Annotated in this window: 28 protein-coding genes and 1 pseudogene; 15 read left to right on the top strand and 14 right to left on the bottom strand. The window is 60.8% G+C overall.

Going from position 1 to position 25,356, the window contains the following annotated elements; translation table 11 throughout:
• Window positions 1-83 precede the first annotated feature (83 nt).
• The 3 genes from dtnK to ACLH1I_RS10260 are packed head-to-tail and all read left to right on the top strand — an operon-like array spanning window position 84 to window position 3,061.
• Window positions 84-1,319 carry a D-threonate kinase gene (dtnK, locus tag ACLH1I_RS10270; protein ID WP_064794842.1) on the top strand — a complete coding sequence of 412 codons (1,236 nt, stop codon included), beginning with the start codon at window positions 84-86 and terminating at the stop codon, window positions 1,317-1,319.
• A complete protein-coding gene (locus ACLH1I_RS10265; RefSeq protein ID WP_064794843.1) occupies window positions 1,312-2,298 on the top strand; it encodes a D-threonate 4-phosphate dehydrogenase in 987 nt (328 codons plus the stop codon). The genes dtnK and ACLH1I_RS10265 overlap by 8 nt, the downstream gene beginning before the upstream one ends.
• A 1-nt stretch (window position 2,299) precedes the next feature.
• Window positions 2,300-3,061, top strand: coding sequence for a DeoR/GlpR family DNA-binding transcription regulator (locus ACLH1I_RS10260; protein ID WP_048324158.1), 762 nt, complete (start codon window positions 2,300-2,302; stop codon window positions 3,059-3,061).
• Between the two features lie 21 nt (window positions 3,062-3,082).
• Here ACLH1I_RS10260 and ACLH1I_RS10255 read toward each other — a convergent pair whose 3' ends face one another.
• On the bottom strand, window positions 3,083-4,027 hold the full coding sequence (locus ACLH1I_RS10255; RefSeq protein ID WP_017900360.1) for an L-lactate dehydrogenase: 945 nt from the start codon (window positions 4,025-4,027) through the stop codon (window positions 3,083-3,085).
• 145 nt (window positions 4,028-4,172) lie between these two features.
• Between ACLH1I_RS10255 and ACLH1I_RS10250 the strand changes: the two genes are divergently transcribed.
• Complete coding sequence (locus tag ACLH1I_RS10250; protein ID WP_017900361.1) at window positions 4,173-4,655, top strand: GNAT family N-acetyltransferase; 483 nt, start codon at window positions 4,173-4,175, stop codon at window positions 4,653-4,655.
• Here the strand turns inward: ACLH1I_RS10250 and ptrR are convergent.
• On the bottom strand, window positions 4,609-5,487 hold the full coding sequence (gene ptrR, locus ACLH1I_RS10245; RefSeq protein ID WP_032456014.1) for a putrescine utilization regulator PtrR: 879 nt from the start codon (window positions 5,485-5,487) through the stop codon (window positions 4,609-4,611). The genes ACLH1I_RS10250 and ptrR overlap by 47 nt on opposite strands.
• Before the next feature lie 106 nt (window positions 5,488-5,593).
• Between ptrR and sad the strand changes: the two genes are divergently transcribed.
• The 7 genes from sad (at window position 5,594) to ACLH1I_RS10210 (ending at window position 12,766) form a co-directional block, all read left to right on the top strand.
• Complete coding sequence (gene sad, locus ACLH1I_RS10240; protein WP_004205961.1) at window positions 5,594-6,979, top strand: succinate-semialdehyde dehydrogenase; 1,386 nt, start codon at window positions 5,594-5,596, stop codon at window positions 6,977-6,979.
• Window positions 6,980-7,059: 80 nt separating this feature from the next.
• A complete protein-coding gene (gene glsB / locus ACLH1I_RS10235; RefSeq protein WP_004205960.1) occupies window positions 7,060-7,986 on the top strand; it encodes a glutaminase B in 927 nt (308 codons plus the stop codon).
• Entirely contained in the window at window positions 7,986-8,354 is a 369-nt protein-coding gene (locus tag ACLH1I_RS10230) for a DUF4186 domain-containing protein (RefSeq protein WP_064190025.1), read from the top strand. Before glsB ends, ACLH1I_RS10230 begins: the two co-directional genes overlap by 1 nt.
• Before the next feature lie 114 nt (window positions 8,355-8,468).
• A complete protein-coding gene (locus ACLH1I_RS10225) occupies window positions 8,469-9,893 on the top strand; it encodes a GGDEF domain-containing protein (protein WP_004205958.1) in 1,425 nt (474 codons plus the stop codon).
• A gap of 77 nt (window positions 9,894-9,970) precedes the next feature.
• Entirely contained in the window at window positions 9,971-10,501 is a 531-nt protein-coding gene (locus ACLH1I_RS10220) for a GNAT family N-acetyltransferase (protein WP_032456019.1), read from the top strand.
• Between the two features lie 113 nt (window positions 10,502-10,614).
• Window positions 10,615-12,066, top strand: coding sequence for a tagaturonate reductase (locus ACLH1I_RS10215; protein WP_049003684.1), 1,452 nt, complete (start codon window positions 10,615-10,617; stop codon window positions 12,064-12,066).
• A 253-nt stretch (window positions 12,067-12,319) separates the two neighbouring features.
• Window positions 12,320-12,766, top strand: a complete 447-nt coding sequence (locus ACLH1I_RS10210) for a GNAT family N-acetyltransferase (protein ID WP_017900367.1) — start codon at window positions 12,320-12,322, stop codon at window positions 12,764-12,766.
• 209 nt (window positions 12,767-12,975) lie between these two features.
• Here ACLH1I_RS10210 and ACLH1I_RS10205 read toward each other — a convergent pair whose 3' ends face one another.
• The 7 genes from ACLH1I_RS10205 to ACLH1I_RS10175 all read right to left on the bottom strand — a co-directional run bounded on the left by ACLH1I_RS10205 (window position 12,976) and on the right by ACLH1I_RS10175 (window position 18,126).
• Window positions 12,976-13,356: a tautomerase family protein gene (locus ACLH1I_RS10205; protein WP_004205951.1), complete on the bottom strand. Its 381-nt coding sequence runs from the start codon at window positions 13,354-13,356 to the stop codon at window positions 12,976-12,978.
• Window positions 13,347-13,667: a carboxymuconolactone decarboxylase family protein gene (locus ACLH1I_RS10200; RefSeq protein WP_064794845.1), complete on the bottom strand. Its 321-nt coding sequence runs from the start codon at window positions 13,665-13,667 to the stop codon at window positions 13,347-13,349. Before ACLH1I_RS10200 ends, ACLH1I_RS10205 begins: the two co-directional genes overlap by 10 nt.
• Before the next feature lie 161 nt (window positions 13,668-13,828).
• A complete protein-coding gene (tam, locus tag ACLH1I_RS10195; RefSeq protein WP_064794846.1) occupies window positions 13,829-14,590 on the bottom strand; it encodes a trans-aconitate 2-methyltransferase in 762 nt (253 codons plus the stop codon).
• A 202-nt stretch (window positions 14,591-14,792) separates the two neighbouring features.
• On the bottom strand, window positions 14,793-15,083 hold the full coding sequence (locus ACLH1I_RS10190; RefSeq protein ID WP_004205945.1) for a hypothetical protein: 291 nt from the start codon (window positions 15,081-15,083) through the stop codon (window positions 14,793-14,795).
• A 229-nt stretch (window positions 15,084-15,312) separates the two neighbouring features.
• Window positions 15,313-16,500 (bottom strand): MFS transporter, encoded by a 1,188-nt coding sequence (locus ACLH1I_RS10185; protein ID WP_043519545.1) that lies wholly within the window; start codon window positions 16,498-16,500, stop codon window positions 15,313-15,315.
• A gap of 155 nt (window positions 16,501-16,655) precedes the next feature.
• The gene (locus tag ACLH1I_RS10180; RefSeq protein WP_064177844.1) at window positions 16,656-17,078 is read right to left on the bottom strand and encodes a VOC family protein; all 423 of its coding nucleotides are present in this window, start codon (window positions 17,076-17,078) and stop codon (window positions 16,656-16,658) included.
• A 202-nt stretch (window positions 17,079-17,280) separates the two neighbouring features.
• Window positions 17,281-18,126 (bottom strand): LysR substrate-binding domain-containing protein, encoded by an 846-nt coding sequence (locus ACLH1I_RS10175; protein WP_064794847.1) that lies wholly within the window; start codon window positions 18,124-18,126, stop codon window positions 17,281-17,283.
• Window positions 18,127-18,215: 89 nt separating this feature from the next.
• On the opposite strand from ACLH1I_RS10175, the gene ACLH1I_RS10170 reads away from it, so the two are divergent.
• On the top strand, window positions 18,216-19,274 hold the full coding sequence (locus ACLH1I_RS10170) for an NAD(P)H-dependent flavin oxidoreductase (RefSeq protein WP_064794848.1): 1,059 nt from the start codon (window positions 18,216-18,218) through the stop codon (window positions 19,272-19,274).
• A gap of 10 nt (window positions 19,275-19,284) precedes the next feature.
• On the opposite strand, the gene ACLH1I_RS10165 is transcribed toward ACLH1I_RS10170, so the two are convergent.
• The 4 genes from ACLH1I_RS10165 to ACLH1I_RS10150 are packed head-to-tail and all read right to left on the bottom strand — an operon-like array spanning window position 19,285 to window position 22,587.
• Window positions 19,285-19,944 carry a methionine ABC transporter permease gene (locus ACLH1I_RS10165; protein WP_004217626.1) on the bottom strand — a complete coding sequence of 220 codons (660 nt, stop codon included), beginning with the start codon at window positions 19,942-19,944 and terminating at the stop codon, window positions 19,285-19,287.
• Window positions 19,941-20,732, bottom strand: a complete 792-nt coding sequence (locus ACLH1I_RS10160; RefSeq protein WP_008804932.1) for a methionine ABC transporter ATP-binding protein — start codon at window positions 20,730-20,732, stop codon at window positions 19,941-19,943. Before ACLH1I_RS10160 ends, ACLH1I_RS10165 begins: the two co-directional genes overlap by 4 nt.
• Complete coding sequence (locus ACLH1I_RS10155) at window positions 20,729-21,535, bottom strand: MetQ/NlpA family ABC transporter substrate-binding protein (RefSeq protein ID WP_004205939.1); 807 nt, start codon at window positions 21,533-21,535, stop codon at window positions 20,729-20,731. The genes ACLH1I_RS10160 and ACLH1I_RS10155 overlap by 4 nt, the downstream gene beginning before the upstream one ends.
• Before the next feature lie 23 nt (window positions 21,536-21,558).
• Window positions 21,559-22,587, bottom strand: a complete 1,029-nt coding sequence (locus tag ACLH1I_RS10150) for an isopenicillin N synthase family dioxygenase (RefSeq protein WP_043519549.1) — start codon at window positions 22,585-22,587, stop codon at window positions 21,559-21,561.
• Window positions 22,588-22,868: 281 nt separating this feature from the next.
• On the opposite strand from ACLH1I_RS10150, the pseudogene ACLH1I_RS10145 reads away from it, so the two are divergent.
• The 3 genes and pseudogenes from ACLH1I_RS10145 (at window position 22,869) to ACLH1I_RS10135 (ending at window position 24,399) form a co-directional block, all read left to right on the top strand.
• Window positions 22,869-23,132 (top strand): annotated as a pseudogene (locus ACLH1I_RS10145) (VF530 family DNA-binding protein).
• A gap of 21 nt (window positions 23,133-23,153) precedes the next feature.
• Window positions 23,154-23,465 (top strand): cupin domain-containing protein, encoded by a 312-nt coding sequence (locus ACLH1I_RS10140; protein ID WP_004205936.1) that lies wholly within the window; start codon window positions 23,154-23,156, stop codon window positions 23,463-23,465.
• A 178-nt stretch (window positions 23,466-23,643) separates the two neighbouring features.
• The gene (locus tag ACLH1I_RS10135; protein ID WP_198079742.1) at window positions 23,644-24,399 is read left to right on the top strand and encodes a VOC family protein; all 756 of its coding nucleotides are present in this window, start codon (window positions 23,644-23,646) and stop codon (window positions 24,397-24,399) included.
• 9 nt (window positions 24,400-24,408) lie between these two features.
• On the opposite strand, the gene ACLH1I_RS10130 is transcribed toward ACLH1I_RS10135, so the two are convergent.
• Complete coding sequence (locus ACLH1I_RS10130; protein WP_004205934.1) at window positions 24,409-25,353, bottom strand: AraC family transcriptional regulator; 945 nt, start codon at window positions 25,351-25,353, stop codon at window positions 24,409-24,411.
• Window positions 25,354-25,356: the final 3 nt, after the last annotated feature.

Here is a 25,356-nt window from a genome sequence, read left to right as displayed (position 1 = left end):
TTAATAACTTGAGCTTGCTCACATTTAATCAATTATGATTGAATATAATCAATTCATAATTTCATCGACCACAAGGCAGGACAATGAACGACGGCAATAACAACGTGCTGGTGTTGGCGGATGACTTTACCGGGGCCAATGACGCCGGGGTCAGCCTCGCAGAGGCGGGAATGGCGGTGGAAGTGGCATTCACCGCCGGGCAGACGTCCTCCGTGCGGGCATTAATTCTCAACAGCGACAGCCGGGCGATGAGCGCCGCCGCAGCGGCGGACAAGGTCACCGGTCTGCTGCGCGACGCAGCGACATTCGTCCCACACTGGCAGGTAAAGAAGATCGACTCCACGCTGCGCGGGAACCCCGCAGCCGAGCTGGAGGCCATGATGGCGGTGCAGAACTGCCGGGTGGCGGTGGTGGCGCCGGCGTATCCGGCGGCCGGGCGGCATACCCGTGACGGACGCTGCTATGTGTATGGGGTGGCCCTCGATCAGACCGAATTTGCCAGCGACCCGAAAACGCCGGTGAGCCGGGCGGAGATTAGCGAAATTATCGCCATGCAGAGCCGTCTTCCCTGTCTGACCTTGAACGCTACCCAGCTCCCGGCGGCATTAGCGATGGCGGGCGAGGAGAAGCGAGTATTGATTGTCGACGCCTGGGAAGACAGCCAACTGGATCAGGTGATCGACGCCGTCGCGCCCCATGCGCGAGAGACGCTGCTGGTTGGCTCGGCGGGACTTTGCGAGGCGCTGGCCCGCCGCCTTCGCCGCAGCGAGCAGGGGCCTCTGCTGGCGGTGGTTGGTTCGATGAGCGAGATGGCGCAGCGCCAGGTCGCTGCGCTGCAGGCTCATTCCCGAGTGAGGAAGATTGAAATTGATGTCGAACAGGCCTTTAGCGGATCGCCGAAGGAGGAAGCCTCGCGGATCGCCGAGGTGCTGCGTGAGGGGCAGCACTGCGTGGTGACCACCCGCCCGAATCACGCCGCCCGGCACGGGATTGAAGCCCAGTGTCGCGAACATGGCCTCAGCCGCGCGGCCTACGGGGAGCGCATCTGCGCCTGGCTTGCCGACGTCACGGCGCAGGCGGTGGCGCAGTGCCCTCCGGGCGCGCTGTATCTTTCCGGTGGTGATGTAGCCATCGCCGTCGCGCACGCGCTGGGTGCCAGCGGTTTCCAGATCCGTGGCCGGGTGGCGGCCTGCGTTCCTTACGGACATTTTCTCGGTGGCCGCTGGTCGCGGCCGGTGATGACCAAAGCCGGAGGATTCGGCACCGACACCACGCTGTTACATGTTGTGAATTTTATTGAGGAGAAACTGAGTGTCTAAAATGATTGCAGTCACAATGGGCGACCCGGCAGGTATTGGTCCGGAGATTATTATTAAATCCCTCGCCGAGGGGGCGCTGAGCGGCGCGCCGGTGGTGGTGGTAGGCTGCGCGCAGACGCTGCGGCGGATCCTGGCGCTGAATATCACGCCGCGGGTGGAGCTGCGCATCATCGACCATCCCGCCGAAGCAGTATTTACCCCGGCGACGATTAACGTTATCGATGAACCGCTCAGCGATCCGCAGGTGCTGCGTCCTGGTGAAGTCCAGGCTCAGGCGGGCGATCTGGCATTTCGTTGCATCAGACGGGCGACCGCCCTCGCACTGGAGGGCGCGGTCGCGGCCATCGCTACCGCACCGCTGAATAAAGAGGCGCTGCATCTCGCCGGGCACGCTTATCCCGGCCATACCGAACTGCTGGCCCACCTGACGCAGACTACAGATTACGCCATGGTGCTGTATACCGAGAAACTTAAAGTTATCCATATCACGACCCATATTTCCTTGCGCCAGTTCCTCGATACCCTCAACCAGCCGCGGATTGAGACGGTGATTGGCGTGGCGGATCGGTTTTTGCGCCGCGTCGGCTATCCGCGTCCGCGTATTGCGGTCGCCGGCGTCAACCCGCACGCCGGGGAGAACGGCCTGTTTGGCGATGAAGAGATCCGCATCGTCGCCCCCGCGGTGGCCGCCATGCGGGCGCAGGGCGTGGAGGTGACCGGCCCCTGTCCGCCGGATACGGTGTTTATGCAGTGTCATGAGGGGATGTACGACATGGTGGTGGCGATGTATCACGACCAGGGGCACATCCCGCTGAAGCTGCTGGGATTCTATGATGGGGTGAATATCACCGCCGGGCTGCCGTTTATCCGCACCTCTGCGGATCATGGCACCGCGTTTGATATTGCCTGGACAGGTAAAGCGAAGTCTGAGAGCATGGCAACCTCCATTGAGCTCGCCATGCACATCGCGCAGGAATAACATGAAGGGATATAACCGGTTAGAGCAGATTATGGACTTCCTGAAAAGCCATAATCTGGTGACAGTCGACCAGCTGGTGGCGGCGACCAACGCCTCGCCGGCCACCATTCGCCGTGACCTGATCAAACTCGATCAGGAAGGGGTGATCAGCCGCACGCATGGCGGGGTGACGTTAAACCGGTTTATTCCTGCCCAGCCGACGACGCTGGAGAAAGCCCAGCGCAGCCCGCTGGAAAAGCAGGCGATCGCCAGCGCGGCGGCAGCGCTGGTGAAAGCCGGCGACGCCATTGTGCTTGATGCCGGCACCACCATGATTGAACTGGCGCGGCAGATCACCCATCTGCCGCTGCGGGTGATCACCAGCGATTTACATATCGCCCTGTTTTTGTCGGAGTTTAAGCAGATTGAAGTGACGATTATCGGCGGCCGCATCGATGACAGCAGCCAGTCGTGCATTGGCGATCACGGCCGCCGCCTGCTGCAGGCCATCTGGCCCGATCTCGCCTTCGTCAGCTGCAACGGCTGGGACCTTGAGAAAGGGATCACCGCCCCGACGGAAGAGAAGGCCGCCCTGAAGCGCGATCTGATGGCCAATGCCCGCCGGCGCATCCTGCTGGCGGACAGCTCGAAATACGGTGCCTGGTCACTGTTCAACATTGCCCCGCTGGAGTCGTTGACCGATATCGTTACCGACAGCCACCTGCCGGAAGCGACCCGCGAGGCGCTGGTGACCCTTTCCCCACAGCTGATCATTGCCGACTGAACCAGACGTCGCCGTCTGCCATCAGGGCAGACGCGCGATATTGGCTTTGATTACCGCAATCGACTGGCTGAACTTCGCCTGCTCTTCGTCGGCGAGCCGCAGTTCGATAATCTGCTCCACGCCCCCCTGGGCCAGCACCGCCGGCACCCCAGCCGCTGCGCCGCAGACCCCGTACTCACCGTCAAGAATGCAGGAGACCGCCAGCGCGCGGTGGCTGCCGGTAAAAATATTACGGCAGATCTCGGCGATGGTGCCTGCCACACCATATTCCGTACAGCCTTTCCCGGCGTAGATCTCAAACCCCAGCTTACGCACTTTGTCGGCCATCGCCTCGCGGTCGAGCGGCCGGCCGGTGCGCTGCTGGTAGAGGTCGGCTATCGGCGAGCCATACACCGAGGAGTGCGACCAAACCGGAAACTGAGTGTCGCCGTGCTCGCCGAGGATAAAAGCGTCGATGCTCTGGGCGCCAATGTTCAGCTCCTGCGCCAGCAGACGGCGCAGGCGGGTGGTATCCAGCCAGACGCCGGTGCCCAGCACCTGGCTGCGCGGCAGGCCGGAGAGCTGCCATACCTGCCAGGTGATGATGTCGCAGGGGTTCGTGGCTACCAGAAAGATGCCGTTAAACCCATTGGCCATCATCGTTGGCACGATGCGCTTCACTATCTTCGCGGTGGTGGTCAGTTCATCCAGTCGGCTCTGGCCTGGACGCAGCGCGCCGCCGGAGACGGTGATCACCGCGATGTCGACATCAGCGCAGTCGCTAGCCTCCCGGGTAGAGATGGTCATCATCCCCGGCCGATAGGCCGCGGCATCGCTGAGGTCCTGAGCGTGTGCCTCGGCGCGCTGTTGGTTAATGTCGACGAGGATCAGCTCCTCGCAGATGCTCTGATTGAGCAGCGCGTAGGCCGCCGACGCGCCGACGTTGCCGGCGCCAATAATCATCACTTTACGGGCTTTGGTGTGCATATTCAGCTCTCAAAAACGAACGGCAGGGGATAAAATTACTGTGTTTCAGTGAGTTAGCGCAAGTGGTTGGCGGCAATATAAGTTAATGCTATGGCGGAAACCGTCCTGAGGCGCGCTACAGTGGCGTAAAAAAAGGAGCTCACCTATGTATACCGTTACCGACATCGCCCCCACCGACGCCGAATTTACCGCCCTGATTGCCGCCCTCGACGCCTGGCAGGAGACACTCTACCCGGCAGAGAGCAACCATCTGCTGGACCTCGGCCAGCTGCCGCCGGAGACAGTGATCGCCCTGGCGATTCGCAGTCCGCAGGGCGAAGCCGTTGGCTGCGGGGCCATTGTCCTCAGCGCTGAAGGTTTTGGCGAGATGAAGCGGGTCTATATCGATCCACAGCACCGCGGACAGCAGCTGGGAGAAAAGCTGCTGGCGGCCCTGGAGGAGAAAGCGCGGCAGCGCGACTGCCATACTCTGCGCCTGGAGACCGGCATCCATCAGCATGCGGCCATCACCCTCTATACGCGCAACGGCTATCAGACCCGCTGCGCGTTTGCCCCTTACCAGCCCGATCCGCTCAGCGTGTTTATGGAGAAACCGCTGTTCGCCGATCTTCGTTCAGCAGCGCTATAAACGCCTCCAGCTGGCGGGTTTTGGCGCCCCGGCGCCACACCAGCCAGGTGGTGAGCCAGCGCCACTCTTCCGCCAGCGGCCAGGCGGATACCTGCTGATGGCCGGGCATACTTTCCAGCATACTGCGCGGGATCAACGCCAGGCCCGCGCCGGCGATCACGCAGGCCAGCATCCCGTGGTAAGACTCCATCTCGTGGATCCTGCCCGGGGTCGCTCTGTCGGCATGGAACCAGCTCTCAAAATGCCGGCGGTAGGAACAGTTGGCGCGAAAAGCGTAGACATTTGCCCCGTTCACTTCGCTGGCGCGGGCGATGGGCGCGTGGCCGTAGGGGGCGACGATCATCATCTCTTCAGGGAACACCGGCAGCCCCTCCAGGCCCGGATGCACCAGCGGTCCATCAACGAACGCGGCGCTCAGGGCTCCCTCCAGCACGCCGTCGATCATCGTCCCGGAGGGGCCGGTGGAGAGGGCGAGATGAATTTTCGGGTAACGCTGATTAAAGTGGGCCAGGGTGGTGGGGATCCGCACCGCCGCGGTGCTCTCCAGCGAACCGAGAGAGAACAGCCCCTGGGGTTCGTCGCCCGCCACCACCATTCGCGCCTCGTCAACCAGGGCGAGGATCTGCTGGCTGTAGCGTAAAAAGCTGTGGCCTGCGGGGGAGAGGCGCAGCCGCTGGTTCTCGCGAATAAACAGCTCAACGCCAAGATCAGCCTCCAGCTGGCGGATGCGGGTGGTGAGGTTGGACGGCACACGATGCACTTTTTGCGCCGCCTGGGTGATGCTGCCGGTGCTGGCGACAGCGTTAAACATCTCAAGTTGAGTCAGGTCCATACCATTCTTCTTTTGTGAATGCGTTGCTTAATATTATTCATTTTCAATGAATGGAAAGGTAAGCCAGAATACGCTCACTTCGCAAGCAACGAGAGAGAGAATAACGATGAATTTATCTGCAACGCACGCCGTCTCCGTCAACCCGACTACCGGTGAGGTGGTCTCCTCGCTGCCGTGGGCCAGCGAACGCGAGGTCGACGCGGCTATCGCTCTCGCCGCGGCGGGTTATCGCCAGTGGCGTCAGACGCCGCTCGCCGCACGCGCCGACGCGCTGCGCCGCATTGGGGCCGAGCTGCGCGCCCGCGGTGAAGAGGTGGCCCAGACGATCACGCTCGAGATGGGCAAACCGATTGCTCAGGCTCGCGGCGAGGTGGCGAAATCCGCCAACCTCTGCGACTGGTATGCCGAACATGGCCCGGCGATGCTGGCGACCGAAGCCACCCTGGTGGAAAATAACCAGGCGGTGATCGAATATCGTCCGCTGGGAGCCATTCTGGCGGTGATGCCGTGGAATTTCCCGGTCTGGCAGGTGCTGCGCGGCGCGGTGCCGATCCTGCTGGCCGGCAACAGCTACCTGCTGAAGCATGCCCCTAACGTAATGGGCAGCGCCCGTCTGCTGGGCGAAATTTTTGCCGCCGCCGGCCTGCCGGAGGGGGTTTTTGGCTGGGTCAATGCCACCAATGACGGCGTTTCGCAGATTATCAATGACGACCGCATCGCGGCGGTGACCGTCACCGGCAGCGTCCGCGCCGGAAAAGCGATTGGCGCTCAGGCGGGCGCAGCGCTGAAAAAATGCGTGCTCGAGCTGGGGGGATCCGATCCCTTTATCGTCCTGAACGACGCCGATCTGGATGAAGCGGTAAAGGCCGCCGTCACCGGCCGCTATCAGAACAGCGGCCAGGTGTGCGCCGCGTCGAAACGCTTTATCCTCGAAGCCGGCATTGCCGAAGCCTTCACCCGCAAATTTGTCGACGCCGTCGCGGCGCTGAAGATGGGCGATCCGCGCGACGAGCAGAATTACGTCGGGCCGATGGCGCGATTCGATCTGCGCGATGAACTGCACCAGCAGGTCACGGCGACCCTCGATGAAGGCGCGACCCTGCTGCTGGGGGCGGAGAAAATCGAAGGGGCGGGCAATTACTACGCGCCCACGGTCCTGGGCAACGTCACCGCCGGAATGACCGGCTTCCGCCAGGAACTGTTTGGTCCGGTGGCGACCCTGACCACCGCCCGAGATGCGGACCACGCGCTGGCCCTTGCCAACGACAGCGAATTTGGCCTGTCAGCAACGGTCTACACCACCGACGAGGCGCAGGCTCAGCGCTTTGCCCGCGAGCTGGAGTGCGGCGGCGTCTTCCTTAACGGCTACTGCGCCAGCGACGCCCGGGTGGCTTTCGGCGGCGTGAAGAAGAGCGGTTTTGGTCGTGAACTGTCGCATTTTGGTCTGCACGAGTTCTGCAATGCGCAGACCGTCTGGAAAGACCGTCGCTAATCTGCGTTTGCCCCTGACGACCGTCGTTCTCGTCTGCTATACTCGCCCACCAAAATTCGACGGTGGGCAAGGAGCCGCGCGTGGCGACGGTGATCAATAACGCAATGCTGGAAGCCATTCTGGCAGAAATCAGGCCGCTGATTGGCCGCGGTAAAGTGGCGGATTATATTCCGGCGCTGGCCAGCGTCAGCGGCGACAAGCTTGGCATCGCTATCAGTACAGTGGACGGGCAACATTTTGCCGCCGGCGATGCGCATGAACGATTCTCCATCCAGTCGATCTCCAAAGTTTTGAGTCTGGTGGTGGCCATGAACCACTATCAGGAAGAAGAGATCTGGCAGCGGGTGGGGAAAGATCCCTCCGGACAGCCGTTTAACTCGCTGCTGCAGCTGGAGATCGAGCAGGGTAAACCGCGCAACCCGTTTATCAACGCCGGGGCGCTGGTAGTTTGCGACATGCTGCAGAGCCGGCTCAGTGCGCCGCGTCAGCGGATGCTGGAGATAGTCCGCCGCCTCAGCGGCGTGGCCGATATCGCCTACGATCCGCTGGTGGCCCGCTCTGAGTTTGAGCATTCGGCGCGCAACGCCGCCATCGCCTGGCTGATGAAATCCTTCGGCAACTTCCATAACGACGTCACCACCGTGCTGCAGAACTATTTTCATTACTGTTCGCTGGAGATGAGCTGCGTCGAGCTGGCGCGAACCTTTCTCTTCCTCGCCGATCGCGGCATCGCCCCGCACCTGGAAAAGCCGGTTATCGCGCCTATCCAGTCCCGTCAGGTGAATGCCCTGATGATGACCAGCGGCATGTACCAGAACGCCGGCGAGTTCGCCTGGCGCGTGGGGCTGCCGGCGAAATCGGGCGTCGGCGGCGGAATTGTGGCGATCGTGCCGCAGGAGATGGCGATCGCGGTGTGGAGCCCGGAGCTTGACGAGGCGGGTAACTCGCTGGCCGGGGTGGCGCTGCTGGAGAAACTGACTCAGCGGCTGGGGAGGTCGGTGTTCTGATGGTCGATCAGGATCGGTTGTTTGCTCGTCTGGCGCGCTCGACGTTTCGTTCGCGCTTCCGGCTGGGTGGGAAAGAGCGGCAATATTGTCTCGATAAGGGACCGGAGGTCATCGACCAGCACGCCGCCGATTTTATTCGCCAGCGGCTGGCGCCCGCCGCGCCGGCCAATGATGGCAAGCAGACGCCGATGCGCGGTCACCCGGTGTTTATCGCCCAGCACGCGACCGCCACCTGCTGTCGCGGCTGCCTGGAAAAATGGCACGCCATTCCCCACGGCCGCGCGCTGAGCGAGCAGGAACAGCGCTATATTGTGCAGGTGATCCACCGCTGGCTGGTGCTGCAGATGAACGCGCCGTCTGTGCGCTAATTTGCATTTGATCGGCGCCGGAGTATGCCTGATAAATATTCTCATGTTATGATAATCCGCTAACTAACTATTAACATAATAATTGCCTGAAACAATTAGACGGATAATTACTGAATGTCTTCACTGTCGATTCGGTCATTTACGCTGTTTCGTGAAGAACAACCCGTGCGCGATGCACTGGTCTTATTTACGTTAACGCTACTGCTGCATTTTCTGGGCGCCATGCTGCGTCTGGTGCAGGAGCTCTCTTTCTTCTGGCCGCTCAACGCCGTGATGGCCGGGATTTTTGCGCGCTACGTATGGCTTAATCGCAGCTATTTTTATGCCGTCTGCTTTGCGGCAATGCTGGTCTATGACGGATTAACCTCGCGCTGGGGAATGGGCTTTGCCTCATTGCTGATTAACTTCTCCAATATTGTCTTTATTGTGACCCTGGCACAGCTGGTGCTGTGGGATAAACGACGCGCCGATTCCATGCCAGGCCCGATTAACGCGCTTAATTTATTCTGTTTCTGTCTGTTAGCCGCGTTGCTGTGCGCAGCGGTCGGCGCGCTGGGGTCGGTGGACGTCGAGCGCGCCACCTTTATTCCCCAGCTGGCGGACTGGTTTAGCGAGCAGTTCTCGACGGCGGTGCTTATCCTGCCGTTTATTCTGACCCTGACGCTGCCATCCGCGTTAAGCGGTTTTCGCTTTCACCAGCTGCTGCCAGCGCTGGCGCTGGTGCTGTCGATTGCCCTCGGCGTGGCGGTGGGCGGCGCCGGCAGCATTACCTTCCCGTTACCGGCCCTGATCTGGTGCGCCGTGCGCTATCCGCTGCCGCTGACCTGCCTGTTGACCTTTCTCACCGGCATCGGCGAGATACTGCTGGTGGCCAACTCGTTAATTCACTTTTCGCCGGATACGCGAATGCAGCCGTGGCAGCTGTTTTCCACCCGCCTGGGGATCGCGGCTATGCTGATAAGCCCGGTGATCGTCGCCTCCAGCGTCGAGGCGATTAACATGCTGGTGAAGCAGCTGGCCCTGCGCGCTGATTTTGATTTCCAGACCCGCGTCTATTCCCGTTCCGGGCTGAGCGAGGCGCTGAAGCGCCAGGCGCTGCCGGCGGATAAGCTGCTGACGGTGATGGTGCTGGATATCGATGGCTTCAAGCGAGTGAATGATGCTCTGGGCCATGAAGGCGGCGATTGCGTGCTGACCCAGTTTGCCCAGCAGGTTCGACACCTGGTGGGCGAGCAGGGGATGGTTGCCCGTATCGGCGGCGAGGAGTTTGCGGTGGCCGCCGTCGTCGACAGCGCTCAGCAGGGCTATGTGCTGGCGGAGAAGATCCGCCACGGTGTGGAGTCGCAACCCTTCGGCCTCGGTCAGAACCCGATCCATCTGACCATCAGTATGGGACTGGAGACCCGCGAGGTGGGCCACGCCCGGATTACCGAACTGTTTAACCAGCTGCTGCTGGCGGCGGATGATGAAATGGTCAAAGCCAAACAGACCGGCCGTAACCGCATCTGTATGCCGGCGCTCACCGAAAGTGCGCCATAAGAAAATCCTATCAGGATCTCTCTTGTGTTAATTTTTGGTTAAAAACATAGTGATGTGGTCGATAACAGGGAGCTCTTATGACCACATCCTTTTCACTGCGCACGCTGTCGCGTGACGATATTCTTCATCATCTTCCGGCATTAAGCGATATCCTGGCCAGCTGCGTTAACGGCGGCGCCTCGGTGAGCTTTATGCTGCCTTTCAGTCTGCAAACCGCGACGACCTTCTGGCAACGTACCGCTGACAGCGTGGCGGCCGGGGAGCGCATCGTGCTGGCCGCCCTTGACGCTGACTCGCGCCCCGTCGGCACCGTGCAGCTGATTATCAGCCAGCCGGAAAATCAGCCGCATCGTGCGGATGTCGCCAAACTTTTGGTTCACCAAAATGCCCGCCGCCAGGGTATTGCCAACGCGCTGATGGCGGAGCTGGAGCAAACCGCTCGCCGGGAAGGGAAGACAGTGCTGGTGCTGGACACGGCGACCGGCAGCGGGGCGGAGCAGTTCTATGTTCGCTGCGGTTGGGAAAAAGTGGGGGAAATTCCGCGCTATGCGCTGATGCCAGACGGCAAGATGACTGCCACCTCGCTGTTCTATAAGTTTCTGCCCTGACGGCCGCTATTGCAGAATGCTTTGATCAAAACAGGGTTTCAGTGGTCGTAAAACCTGATAACTTATTGGACCAATTAATCAGGTTGTATGACTACTATTAGAGGGAACCCATTGTGAAAACATTAAACCGTCGTGATTTCCCCGGCGCGCAGTACCCTGACCGTATCGTCCAGTTTGGTGAAGGCAACTTCCTGCGCGCATTCGTTGACTGGCAGATCGACCTGCTCAACGAGCATACCGACCTGAATGCGGGCATCGTGGTCGTTCGCCCCATTGACACGGATTTTCCACCGTCGCTGAACACCCAGGACGGCCTCTATACCACCATTATCCGTGGTCTCAACGAGCAGGGCGAAGCGGTTAGCGACGCGCGGTTGATCCGATCGGTCAACCGCGAAATCAGCGCTTACGCTGACTACGACGCTTTTTTACGACTGGCGCATAACCCGGAGATACGGTTTGTCTTCTCCAATACCACCGAGGCAGGCATCAGCTACCATGCCGGGGATCGGTTTGACGACGCGCCGCCGGTCAGCTATCCGGCGAAACTAACCCGCCTGCTGTTTGAGCGTTACCAGCATTTCGCCGGCGCAGCCGATAAGGGATGGGTGATTATCCCCTGCGAACTGATCGATTATAACGGTGAGGCGCTGCAGGCCCTGGTCCTGCGCTATGCCGCCGAGTGGCAGCTGCCGCAGGACTTTATCAACTGGCTCACCTCGGCGAACACCTTCTGTTCCACCCTGGTGGATCGCATTGTGACCGGCTATCCGCGCGATGAAGTGGCGGCTCTGGAGGCGCAAACCGGCTATCAAGACGCTTTCCTCGATACCGCTGAGCACTTCTATCTGTTTGTTATCCAGGGGCCCGCTTCGCTGGCCAGCGAGCTGCGTCTCGATAAGCTGCCGCTGAATGTGCGTATCGTCGACGATATCAAGCCCTATAAAGAGCGCAAAGTGGCGATCCTTAACGGGGCGCACACCGCCCTGGTGCCGGTGGCCTTCCAGGCTGGAATCGATACCGTCGGCGAAGCGATGAACGACGCGGAGATTTGCGCGTTTGTCGAAAAAGCGATTTATGACGAGATTATTCCGGTGCTGGACCTGCCGCGCGATGAGCTGGTGTCATTCGCCAGCGCCGTGACCGGGCGCTTCCGCAATCCCTATATCAAACATCAGCTGCTGTCGATCGCCCTCAACGGCATGACCAAGTACCGCACCCGTATTCTGCCGCAGCTGCTGGCAGGGCAGAAGGCGCATGGCACGCTGCCGCCGCGCCTGACCTTCGCGCTGGCGGCGCTGATCGCCTTCTACCGAGGAGAGCGGGAGGGGACAAGCTATCCGGTACAGGATGATGCTGACTGGCTGACGCGCTACCAGACGCTCTGGGCCCGCCATCGCGACGGTCAGATAAGCACCCGCGAGCTGGTTTCCGCTGTGCTCAGCGTGGAGTCCCATTGGGAGCAGGATCTAAGCCAGATCCCCGGACTGGTGGATCAGGTCGCCGCTGACCTTGACGCTATTCTGACCCGCGGGATGCGCGACGCCGTCAGGCCGCTCTGCTGATAGCGGAGTCTCTTCACCCGGCTGCGGCCGGGTTTATTGGCACTCAAATTAGTTACAACATACTTTTTTATTGTCCCGATAGAGCCGGTCAGCAGCCCCGCTGCAATAGGCTTTTTAGTGCCAAATCGCCCTGCGCAGGCGGGAATTATGGTTAAGCCGCTTGAACAAATATCTGCGCAGGAAAATAATGGCCTTAATACCTGGTTCCTGCCAATGTTCGCAGGCTAATTCATTCATCTGTAAGGAAACTCGCATGGTCATCGATATCCGGGAAGTAAGGCCGCATGACAAAGCCGAATGGCTTCAGCTCTGGGAAGGCTATACCCACTTCTACGGCAGTCCGCAGCCGGAAGAGGTGACCGAATGCACCTGGCAGCGGATGCTGGACGTGAACTCACCCGTGCTGGGCAGGGTCGCAGTGGTGAATGATACGGTGGTGGGATTCGCTATCTGCATTCTGCACGAAGGCACCTGGGTCACCACGCCGATCTGCTATCTGGAGGATCTGTTCGTCGATCCAGCTTTCCGCGGACAAGGCATTGCCAGAACGCTGATTAAGTCGCTGCAAACCGAAGGGACTGATCAAGGCTGGTCACGTCTGTACTGGCATACTCGCCGTGATAATCCCGCCCGCCACCTGTATGATGAATTCACCCCAGCTGACGATTATGTACGCTACAGGATCACCCTTGACTCCTGAAGCGATAAGATGCTGTTAAGCTTTTCCCGCTATAACAGGGGAAACAGGCTCAGGAGAAGCAACGATGGAAAAACGTCTCGAAACAGTGGTCAATCTGATAATGTTTCTTTCGCTATTGGCGACGGCCTGGGATCTGTCACTGGTGCATCATCTCGCCTGGTAGCAACTAAATAGCCTGAATCGCGGCGCCCTTGCAGGCGCCGCCTGACTTATTCACCCGCCATTTTGCCGGCGCTAAAACTCCAGTCCTCCAGCTGGTTAAACTGGATCACCACCATCACGTCCTGCGGGCTGACCGCCATCTCATCGGCTAACCGCGCGCAGAGCCGACGATAGAGACCCTGTTTTTGCGCCCGGCGGCGCGGTTTTCCGGCGAAAATATGAAACAGCACGAAGCGGTCGCTGCGACCGCCGCTAAGATAATGCGGGTCGTAAATGCGCTGCCCGTCGGCGGTCTGCTCGATAAACTGAAATTTGTCCGCCGGCGGCACGGCAAACTCCGCCACCAGACACTCATGGAATAGCGCCGACAGCTGAGCAAACTCCGCGGGACGCCATGCCGTACCAAGCGAAATACGGGTCAGAGGCATGGCGCCTCCGGCGCGTTCAGGCAGGTCAGGGCGCTGGCCGCCGCCGGCCAGCCGGCGTAGAACGCCAGGTGGGTAAATAATTCGACAATTTCCTTCTGGCTCAGGCCATTTCGATAGCCGTAGGCGATATGCCAGGGCAGTTGCTCGGTTTTGCCCAGCGCCGTCAGGGCGGAGAGGGTGATTAAGCTGCGTTCCCGGGGCGACAGCTCGCTGCGCGCCCAGATATCGCCAAACAGCACCGTTTCGGTCAGTTCTGCCAGTTTTGGCGCAATGGCAGCCAGCGTGTGGCGATCGACAGGGGTGGTATCCATGGTGACTCCCGTTACAGGTTGAAGTGGTCGTCACTGTCGCACGCTGAGGAAGGTGTTGAATATCGCAATGTTCAGGATAATTGATCCTGAAAAACAGGAATGTTTGCTGGCTCGACTTGCTTATGTATTGGTTATGTTTTACGCCACGCTCAAGGCAACCGTCAGGCGGCTATTTTTCGCGCCACGATAAACAGACGTGGAAAGCGTAGAAGCACCATTCCGTTACACTGTAACGGATAGTGGTCGGCCAACAATGCCAAATAGCGGGTCAGAAAGGCGCTTTTGGCCTGCTCATCGAGGTCCGTCAGATAAGGTCGCAATCCGGTGCCCTGCAGCCAGTCGACTATCGCCTGATGAGAAGCGAGCGGATGAAAATAGGTGGTGCGCCAGATATCAACTTCACAGCCCTGTCGGGTGAGCAGATCGTACCAGGCGTCCGGCGGAAGCAAGGGCTGGCGGCCGCGGTCCGGCATTCCCAGCTCGCCGGCGACCTGACGCATCAGAGTATGGGAGGGCTCCTGCCAGTTATCCGGCATCTGCACCGCCAGCGTACCCTTATCCGCCAGCTGATTCACCAGATGCGGAAACAGCGTCTCATGATCCGCCAGCCACTGCAGCGAGGCGTTGGCATAGATCACGTCTGGCGGTTGCGCAGGCCGCCAGCTGGCGATATCGGCCTCGATGAACTCACAGTCGGGTAAGGCCCGCGCCGCCTGGTCCAGCATGGCCGGGGAGTTATCGATACCGACGATCGCCGCCAGCGGCCAGGCGGCACGCAGCAGGCGGGTACTGTTGCCCGGCCCGCAGCCGAGGTCAACGACGCTCTCTACCTGCAGGTGAGCGATACGGGAAAGCAGGTCAGCCGCCGGGCGGGTGCGCTCAGCGTCAAACTGCAGATACAGCGAAGGATTCCAGTCAGCCATCGGGCGTTGTCCTGTGTGAGGGAGACAGGGCAAAGCATAGAACGCCCAGGGCCGCCTGTCAGGGGAAATGATCCCCTGCAGCACCTGGCAGCGTGACACTGTCACAGATAAAATGGCATCAGCAGGCTATCGCGTGCGGTATGGGCACATTGTGAGGGGAAGCGGATTGGTCAGCATCTGCGCCCGCAGCGGGCGCAGTGGCTTATTCGGCGTTCTTCAGCGCTTCGGCGCGGCTGGCGGTGGCGTAAACAAAATCCAGCATCGGCTCGAGATCGGTATCGTAGCCGGCCTGAATAATCTTCCCGCGCAGCCATTCGATTTCACTGGTGATATCGGGATGGAAAATGTTGTTATCCTGCGCCCGGCGCAGCCATTTCAGCAGAAAGTTGTTCTTTCCTCGGATACCGCCCGACTTTTTCGACTTTCCGTGCATCTTCAGCGCGACCAGGACGCAGTAATAGAAATGAACGCGCTGATTAAAACTTTGGTGCATGTCTGTGTTTCCCGCCAGAATCAGGAATTCACCGTGTGGGTCAGTGATTCGGATTGGACTACGGCGGCGGGCTGGATCGTTGCGCGATCTCTGTTGTTTTCCGCCACCGTCCTTGCATCTGTCGCCAGACGCTGAGGGGGATGTTGGCACGGAAGCCGAATCGTCGTCAATTGCCGATTCGTTTTTTACCGGTGTCGGCAGCCCGCGGCGATCCGCGAGCCGGGCCTGGCTACGTCCTGACCGCTGCCCGCTGTTGCAGATGTACGCGTAAAATCAGCAGGAAAGCGAACACGACGACGATCGCCGCCAGCAGATACAGGGTGGCGAGATCGTAGTAGCCGGCGACCCAGCCGGCCAGCGGCCCGGTCAGCCCCAGCGCGAGGTCAAGGAACGCCGAGTAGGTGCCGAGGGCGGTCCCCTGGTTTTGCTCTTCCACCTGTTTTACCGCCTCAACCCCCAACGCCGGGAAGACCAGCGAAAAACCCGAGCCGGTGAGGAAGGCGCCGATGCCCGCCACCCAGGCTGACGGCGCCAGCCAGATAAGCAGCAGACCGAGACATTCGATGACGAAGCAGGCCAGGGAGACCGGGACTCCGCCATAGCGGGTGATGGTATTCCCCAGCACCAGGCGAACACAGATAAAACCGACGCTGAACAGCGAGAGGGTAAACGCGGCGCCCTGCCAGCTGTGCGCGGCAAAGTAAAGGGTGATAAAGGTGGCGATAACGCCGAAACCGACGGTGCCAAAGGCCAGCCCCAGGCCATAAGGCCAGATTTTGCGCACCACCGCGTGAAAGGGCGCTCTGACACCGGCGGTCACGCTGACGTCTTGCCGCGTGCGGGCGAACAGCAGGCCGATGGCGGCGACCAGCACCACCACCGTGGCAAAGCCGCTGATGCCGAAATAGTGGTTAAGAGTGACCCCCAGCGGCGCGCCCACCGCCATCGCCACATAGGTCGCCACGCCGTTCCACGAGATCACCCGTGATGTATGGATCGCGCCGACGGTTTTGATCCCCCAGAGGGTGGCTCCGGTGGCGGTAAAGCTCTCGCCGACGCCAAGAAATACCCGGCCAGCCAACAGCGCGGCAATCGCCAGCATGGGCATCGTCTGCAACATTACCGCCAGCAGCGTGAAGGCGCCGCTAAGCAGACAGCAGACGATCCCGAGGCTAACCACTCTTTTCGGCCCCCAGATATCGGTATAGCGCCCGGCGTGCGGCCGGCTTATTAGCGTGGAGATGTACTGCAGACTGATCACAATACCGGCGACAAAGGTGCTGTAGCCCAGCTGATAGTGAATATAACCCGGTAGAACGGCCAGTGGCAGACCAATGGAGAGATAGCAGATACAGGTAAAAACAACGATCGAAATGATGCGCAAATTAAGCTGCGTGGTGCTGACGGAAGTGCTCATAGGGATAAAGGGTTAATACATAGGGATGTTTAGCATAGTGCGCCGCGAGAAGGCTGGCGAGTCGCGAAGGCGTTTTATCGGTAACCGACGGGAACGTTGTCTGTCCGAAGGTAAATAATTGCTTTTGCAGCGGTTGACGCCAGCCCCGATCATCGTCAGCTCGCCGCCACATGCGACTCATCGCCCACCACGCCCCAGGCGCGGTTTTGCAGCACGGTGCGATAGCCGTCGCGGTCGACGAAAGTGACACCGTTGACCTCCCAGTAGGGGTTGAACGCCGTGACGCGCAGAAACCCGGCGGCGTCCATGGCGCTGCATTGTGCCTCCCAGGCCTGACGCTGCGGATAGTACAGCACCAGCAGATCTTCATCTCCTGGCGAGGGAGTGACGGGATGGTGGCGGCAATGGGTGAATTCCAGATGCCAGCCGGCATCCGCGGAGCCGATCATAATCCCGCTAAATCCTTCATGATCGGTAAAGCTGCCAAGTTCCTGCAGCCCCAGCCCGGCGCAATACATGCTGGCGCTGGTCTCCAGTTCGCTGACCGGTCTGGCGATGCGCATGTGGCAGAACGACATAATGACTCCCATAAGGCGTAGGCCGGGTCAGGCGCAGCCGCCACCCGGCAAAAAAGCGGCGTCACAGCCGCGACCTGTGGCGAAAAGCGATTCTGTCGCTGTTGTCGCTCGGGTTGATACTGTAGCGGCAAAACGCCTCTGCGTTTGTCGGCAAGAGCTCTGGTTCGCCCCCTGCGCGTGTGTCACTGAATCCTCTTCTAGCTTAGCCGTTCGCAGCGCTTTGCAACAGGATGCGCCACTCGCTGAGGGCGGAGGTGCTGAACCCCTGACGCCAGATAAGCTGGGTGGTCGCCTCGCACAGCGGTTCGCTAAGACAGTTTTCGGGAAGCGTCATCAGCGACAGCACGCTCTGCGGCAGCAGGCAGACGTAGCGCCCGGAGGCCACGCAGGCCAGCATGCTGTGATAGGAGCTAACCTCATGCACCTCGACGGCCGCCTGTTGCTCCGCCAGCCAGCGCTCTCCCAACGCCCGATAGCTGCAGCCGCTGGTAAATGCCGCGAACCGCAGAGGGCCCGTGCCCTGCGGCCGGACCAGCATCAGGGTTTCCTGAAACACCGGGACAGATTCCAGCCCGGGCGGGCATGTCGGTTGGCCATCCGGCCCTGGCGGCAAGCAGACCAGCGCGGCATCGAGGGCGGCGGTGAATACCCCCTCGGCTAACTGGCGGGTCGGCCGGGTGCTGAGGGTGACATCCACCTGCGGGCATTGCTGTTGGAAGCGGGTAAGCAGCGGCGGCAGACGGCTGGCGGCGGTCGCCTCCATCGCGCCCAACCGCAGGCTGCCGCCGGGTGTGGTCGGATGCAGAGCCTGCTTTGCCTCCTCCGCCAGGCTCAGGATCCGCCGGGCATAGCTGAGGAACTGAACGCCTGCCGGCGACAGTACCATTTTTTTGTTGCCGCGGACGAAAAGTTCCACGGCAAGCTCCTCTTCCAGCTGCTGAATACGGGTGGTGATATTAGACTGGGCGCGGCCCAGCCGTTTTGCTGCCAGGGTGACGCTTTGCGTGTCGGCCACCTGGATAAAAATCTGCAGTGTGCTGTGGTTCATATTTTTATTCTCAATATGATAATGATGTTGATCTTATCATCTTTAAAAGAGATGGTAAGCCTCCGGCATCACTCATCTACGAGGAACTCATGCAAAATTCACTGCTTTCGCTTCTTGATATTGACTACCCCCTGATCCAGGCCCCGATGGCGGGCGTCTCCACCCCCGCGCTGGCTGCTGCGGTGAGTAATGCCGGGGCGCTGGGTTCGCTGGGGCTGGGCGCTTCAACCGTTGCCCAAGCGGAAGCGATGATCGTCGCCACCCGCCAGCTGACGGACCGGCCGTTCAATGTCAATTTATTTTGCCATGCGCAGCCGCGGCGCGACGCCCCACGTGAAGCGGACTGGGCAGAGACGCTGCGCCCCCATTTTACCCGCTTTGGCAGTACGCCTCCGGCATCGCTTAGGGAGATATACCAGACGTTTATCGGCCACACCGCCATGCTGGAGCTGCTTCTCGACCACTCGCCGGCGGTGGTGAGCTTTCATTTCGGCCTTCCTGAAAGTGAGACGATCCAGCGTCTGCGACAGCAGGGGATTGTCACCCTGGCGACGGCAACCTCGCTCCAGGAGGCGCTGCTGATTGAACAGCAGGGGATCGACGTGGTGGTCGCTCAGGGCTATGAGGCGGGCGGGCACCGGGGGATCTTTGCTCCGCAGGAGCCTGACGCGCAGCTGAGCACCTTCACCCTGGTGCAACTTCTGCGGCGTCGACTAACCATCCCGGTAGTGGCCGCCGGGGGCATCATGGACGGAGCGGGGATCGCTAGCGTGATGCAGTTGGGGGCGCAGGGCGTACAGCTCGGTACGGCGTTTTTACTGTGTCCGGAATCGGCCGCCGACGCCGGCTATCGCGCGGCGATCCACAACAGCCTTGACGGGCGTACGGTGCTGACTTCCGCGATCTCCGGGCGTCCGGCACGCTGTCTGGCGAATGCCTTCTGCGCGCTGGGGGAAGCCTGTCCGACGAGCGCCGTGCCGGATTATCCGCTGGCGTATGATATCGGCAAAGCGCTGGCCGCCGCCGCGAAAGCCCAGGGCGTCCATGAGTATGGCGCCCACTGGGCCGGGCAGGGGGTGGGGTTGATCCGCGAGTGTGACGCCACCAGTCTGGTCCGCCAGCTGGCGGCAGAGAGCGGCTGGAACTAATGACTGACGGCTAACGGCGGTGGGCCAGGCTGCGCACCAGCCGATCGCCGGCCATCTGCACGCCCTGAACCATCGCCACCAGGATCAGCACTGTGCCAAACATCACCTCATTATTGAATCGCTGATAGCCGTAGCGGATGGCGAGGTCGCCGAGTCCGCCGCCGCCGATCACCCCGGCCATCGACGAAAAGCCAATCAGCATCACGATGGTCAGCGTGATCCCGGCCAGCAGCGTCGGCAGGGCTTCTGGCAGCAGGGATTTAAAAATCACGTGCCAGACGTTGCCGCCCATCGACAGAATGGCTTCGATTCTTCCGTAATCCACCTCGTCGAGCGCGTTTTCCGTCAGGCGGGCAAAGAACGGAAAGGCGCCGATGGTCACCGGCACGATGGCGGCGGTGCTGCCCAGCGTGGTGCCGACGATCAGCCGGGTAAAAGGGATCAGGGCGATCAGCAGCACGATAAACGGTAGCGACCTGCCGATGTTGATCACCGCGCCTAACAGCGCGTTCAGTTTCGGCATCGGCGCCAGCCCGTTGGCGCGGGAAATAAATAACAACACACCGGTGGGCAGCCCGATCAGCACGGTAAACAGGGCCGCCAGGCCCACCATATAGAGCGTATCCAGCGTGCCGTCGAGTAATAACGGCCACAAATCTTCCCAGCTCATGCTACTCCGCATAATGGCCTCCCCTGAACGCCGTGACGGGTAAGAAAATCCTGTTCAGCCTGCGGGTCGTGCAGCAGCGACTGGCGCAGCCGCGACCATGGGGTCACCAGCAGGTCCGCGAGTTTGCCGCTCTCGACAATCTCGCCCTGTTCCAGCAGCGCCGCGTGGTCACAAATGGTTTTCACCACCTCCAGCTGGTGCGTTATCAGCACAATGGTCAGATTGAGCCGCTGGTTAATATCCGCCAGCAGAGCCAGCACCGAGGCGGTGGTCTCGGGATCCAGAGCGCTGGTCGCCTCGTCGCACAGCAGCACCTCCGGTCGGGCGGCCAGCGCCCGGGCGATGCCGACGCGCTGTTTTTGCCCGCCGGAAAGCTGCGACGGGAAAGCGGCGGCCTTTTCGCTGAGATCCACCAGCTCCAGCAGTTCGCGCACCCGCGCTTCGCGAGCGGCCCGCGGCACCCCGGCAATCTCCAGCGGCACCGCGATGTTATCGGCGACGGTGCGGGCATGCAGCAGATTGAAGTGCTGGAAAATCATCCCGGTGCGCAGGCGATAATCCCGCAGCGCCGCCTTGTTCAGCTGAGTAATATCCTGTCCGTTCACCAGAATGCGGCCCGAGGTGGGCCGCTCCAGCAAATTGAGACAGCGGATGAGCGTACTTTTGCCGGCGCCGCTGCGCCCGAGAATGCCGTATATCGCCCCTTTCGGGATCTGTAACGCGATATCGTTCAGCGCCGGTCGGCCGGTTCCGGCGTAGGTTTTGCTCAGCCCTTCGATGGTGATCATGACTGAGGGGCCACCGGGATCACCGAGCCGTTGTAGTTTTTACGGATAAACTCCGCCACCTGCGGCGACGTCAGGTCTTTCGCCAGCGCCTTAATACGCGGGTCATTCGCCAGGGCCGGGGTGGTCACCAGGATATTGGCGTAGGGGTTATGCTCGGCGCTTTCCAGCCCCAGGGCATCTTTCGCTGGCACCAGACCGGCTTCCAGCGCGTAGTTACCGTTAATCACCGCCAGGTCGACATCGTCGAGGGAGCGCGGGATCTGCGGCGATTCAATCTCCAGGATCTTCAGGTGTTTCGGGTTCTCAACAATATCCTTCGGCGTCGCCAGGGTGGTGGCCGGGTCGGTAAATTTGGGGTCCAGCTTAATAAGCTTCTGCGCCTGCAGCAGGAACAGCGCCCGGCTCAGGTTGGTGGTGTTATTCGGTACCGCCACCGTGGCGTTTTCCGGCAGCGACGAGAAATCTTTATGCTTATGCGAATAGATCCCCAGCGGCTCAATATGAACCGTGGCCGCCACGGCAAAGGTTTTACCCAGCGCTTTCTCCTGATCCTTCAGGTAGGGGACATGCTGGAAGTAGTTGGCATCCACATCGCCACTGGCCAGCAGTTCATTGGCGTTGACCCCGCTGGTCAGCTCCACCACCTTAAGATCGAGACTGGGATCGATTTTTTTGATGTAGTTGAGGATCTCCGCGTGGGGAACCGGGTCCGCGGCGACGCGCAGCGCGGCGGCCTGGGCAGACGTCCATGCCAGAGAAAGAGACAGTGCGACCCCTGCTAGTTTAAAAGCAGCATATTTCATGGTGTGTTCCTTTTTAGTTATGGTTAAACGATCAATTGCTCGGCGCGTTCGCGAAAAACGTCCTGATAGTAGCGTTCCGCCACGTCCGGATGGGAACGCAGACGGCCCTTGAGATAATTCCAGCCGACATCGCGCAGCAGCGGATTGTGCGGGTCGCTGTCCGGACCGCGCGCTTCACGCGCCAGCTCGGGCGGCAGGGTATAAACCGGCACCACCGCGTCAAGCTGGGCGCCAAGGAAGAAAGCGATGGAGAGGCGCTGCTGCTGAGCCGGCGGTGACACCACCCGGTGAACGGTAGCGCGCAGATAGCCGTTGGTGGCCAGCTCCAGCAGTTCGCCAATATTGACCACAAAGCTGCCGGCCAGCGGTACGGCGTCGATCCACTGCCCGGGCGCCACCTCAACCTGCAGCCCTTTCTGCTCGTCCTGCAGCAGGAAGCTGAGAAAACCGGAATCTTTATGGGCGCCAACGCCCTGGCTGCTCTGGGTCTCCTGCTGGCCGGGATAACGGATCAGCTTGATATGCTCGTTGGGTTGGTCGCCGTAAAGCCGGTCAAAGGCATTCTCCGGGAGCTGCAGCGCTTCGGCAAAGGCGCGCAGCAGGCGGATCCCCACCTGAGTCATCTGCTGTTGCCAGTGAAGTAATACCGGTTTTAGCGATGGCAGCGCGGCAGGCCACAGATTCGGACCCTGCAGGCGCTGCCAGCGCGGCGCGTCGTCGCTGAGGGTCAGCGCCGGACGTTCGGCGCCGATATCAAACTGCTCTCGCCAGTCAGGCTGGCCGCGCGTCAGCTCAGAGGCCGCGCGGTTATAGCCGCGAAAATGGGGGGAGTGGATCATCGCCACCTGCTGTTTTTGCGCATCATCGAGCGCAAAAAAGCGCTGGGACTGGCGCTGAACTTCATATTGAAGCGCGTCGTCGACACCGTGGTTGATCAGATAAAAGAAGCCGATGTCGCGGGCGGCGTGACGCAGGTCGGCCAGGAAGGCCGCTTTATCCGCGGGGTCCGCGTAGCGGGCCAGATCGAGAATCGGCAGGGTGGTCGCGTTCATTGTGTTCTCCGAAAACGGGATAATAAGTTATGGGTCGATTCAGGTTCAGGGTTCTGGCACAACAGCAGCGCATGGTGATTTCCTCTGTCCGGGGCTGAGCACAGCTTGCCTCAGGGCCAGATAAGCAACCAATAACGTTATTTTCTAATTTATGTCCGCGCGGGGTTCAGTGCTTTTGCGTTAAATAGATAAAGGCGTAAGGGCGAACTGAAGCCGTTGCGCCCGTCACCGAGAGTCAGTAAGGTGGGCGCACTTTTTTAATGCGGAACGGATGTATCCTCATGCACAGCTCAAAAGATCCCCTGCACGGCGTGACGCTGGAAGCGCTGCTCAATGCCCTGGTGGCGCGCTACGGCTGGGCGGAAATGGCCCGCCAGGTCAACATTAACTGCTTTAAAAGCGATCCCAGCATCAAGTCCAGCCTGAAATTTCTCCGCCGGACGCCGTGGGCGCGTAAATAGGTGGAGGCGATGTATCTGGCTTCGCTCGACGACGATGCGCCGGCAGAGAAACCGGATCCCTGGGCAAACTGGCAGAAAAAATAACCCTTACCACAGGACAACATCATGCAGAGCTGGAGCAGTAAAGATTTCACCGCCGACCGCGCGTGGGGCGCGCTGGACATTGCCAATTTTTCCGGCACCACCGTGCGCCTGCACTGGACCGACCAACCCTATATCTGGCACATCAACGACGGTCAGGAGGTGTTTGCCGTGATGGATGGTCAGGTGGCGATGCATGTGAAGGTCGACGGCGAGGAACAGGTGATCATGCTGAACGCCGGAGATATCTTTTACGCCGAGGTGGGATGCGAGCATGTCGCCCATCCCCAGGGGGCGGCGCGTATTCTGGTGATTGAGAAAGAAGGGTCGGTCTGATCCCGCCGGCGGGCAATTCGTTAGCCCGCCGTTTCATCGCCTGTCACACTCAACATACCGCGTTGATATAAATCACTTATCCAGCTTTCAATATACATAATTCTTGTTTGCCATTGCCTTCACCCCAGCACTATCTTTTGCCGCAGACGTCTTAACAGGCACAACCCCGGGAGAGATCATGGCCACCTTGCAGTGGGATCACGCAGTACAGTTTGTGAATCAGCCGGAAGCGGCGATTGAAATCTTTGCCGGGCAGCAGCTGCGGGCGGCGGTCGGCGGGCGCCATCCGGGCAGGGGAACCCGCAATGCGCTGAGCTATTTTGGTCTGACCTATATCGAATTCCTCGCCATTTCCGACCCGGACGAACTGCGCGCCGCGACGGACAGATTTCTGCTCTCGCGGGATGCCGCGCGGTTGCTGCCGGAGAACGAAGCGCTGTTACGCGTCGCGCTGCGCAGCGACGACATCGACGCCACCCATGACCACTTGCGTCGCAAGGGGCTGGCGGTGTCACCGATTGTCGATGGCCAGCGCCACGATCCGCAGGGCAATGTCATCCGCTGGCGGATCTTCACCATCGATGGCGACACCGACGGGCTGGTCTTTCCCTTTGTGCTGCAGTGGGGAGAAGACGACGAGACCCGGCTGGCGCGGCTGCGCGCTCAGGGGCTGGACGTGCCTCATCCGCTGGGCGACATTGTGCTCGAGCAGGCGGTGTTCGAGGTGGACAATCCGCAGGCGGTGCGCGACCGCTGGCAGGCACTACTGGGCTTCCCGTCACAGGGGGAGCAGGGGCTGGACGCGGGCGGCCAGTGGTTTATTTTTCGCCAGGGACCCGCCAACCAGCTGGCCGAGCTGGTGTTTCGCGTCGCCAACCCGGCGCTTAAGGGGCAACGCTTTCGCGTCGGCAACGGCGTGTATCGCTTTATATAAAGGCTGACGCTAGCGTACCGTCGCGCGCAGTGCCCCCGGCGGCTGGCCGGTGATGCGTTTGAAAGCCCGGCTAAAGGCCGCCAGCGACTGATACCCGAGGCTGAAGGCGACTTTTTCCAGCGCCTGGCCTTCGTGGGTGATGTACTGCACCGCCAGCCGCATACGCAGCTCGGTGAGATAGCGGGCGGGGGTGGTGCCGGTGGCGGCAAGAAAACGCTCGGCGAAGAGAGAGCGCGACAGCCCCGCCTCCCGCGCCAGATCTTCCACTTTCCAGTTAACGCCCGGACGCTGATGCATGGCGTAGATCGCTTTCGCCAGCCGGGGATCGCGCAGGACCTGCACCCAGCCGGTGGCGTTACCGCACCCGCAGGCCACCCAGCCGCGGACTATCAGCGCGGCCACTACGTCCGCCAGTCGGGCGAGGATCCCGGCATAGCCCGCCTGGCGGGTGAGCGATTCCCGCTCCATCGCCGCCAGCAGCGGCTGGATCTCCGGCCAGGTGTTGAGCAGGCAGCTCACCCGCATCACTTCGGGCATGGCCTTCACCAGCGGCTGCATGCCGCCGAGTTCAAAGTCCATACAACCGCTGAAAATCACGGCGCGCTCCGGGCAGTCAGGCTGGCCGCCAGCGTTGATACAACTGACCGTGCTGCACACCGTTTCGCTGTTCAGCTGCGCCACATTCACCACCGCGGCCTGCGGATCGGAGAGCAGGGCGTGCCCGTCGCCGTTGGGAATAAACAGCGCGTCGCCGCTCTCCAGGGTGAACTGTTCTCCGCTGGCCATGCGCAGCAGCACCGGCCCGCGGCTGATGAAATGGAACTGGGCTTTGCCCGCCACGGCGCTAAAGCCGACGCCAAACGGGCGGGAGGTCTCGATGCGCCGGTAATTCACGCCGGAGAGGCGCATACCGCGCAGCAGTTCGCTGGTCAGGTCGATAGTGGGCTGGCTCATGGT

The sequence above is a fragment of the Klebsiella sp. 1SOBk10mer genome, assembly GCF_046602535.1.
Lineage (GTDB): Bacteria > Pseudomonadota > Gammaproteobacteria > Enterobacterales > Enterobacteriaceae > Klebsiella > Klebsiella quasipneumoniae.
Note: the sequence above shows the minus strand (reverse complement) of the source record. Positions and strands in the feature narration are given on the sequence as shown.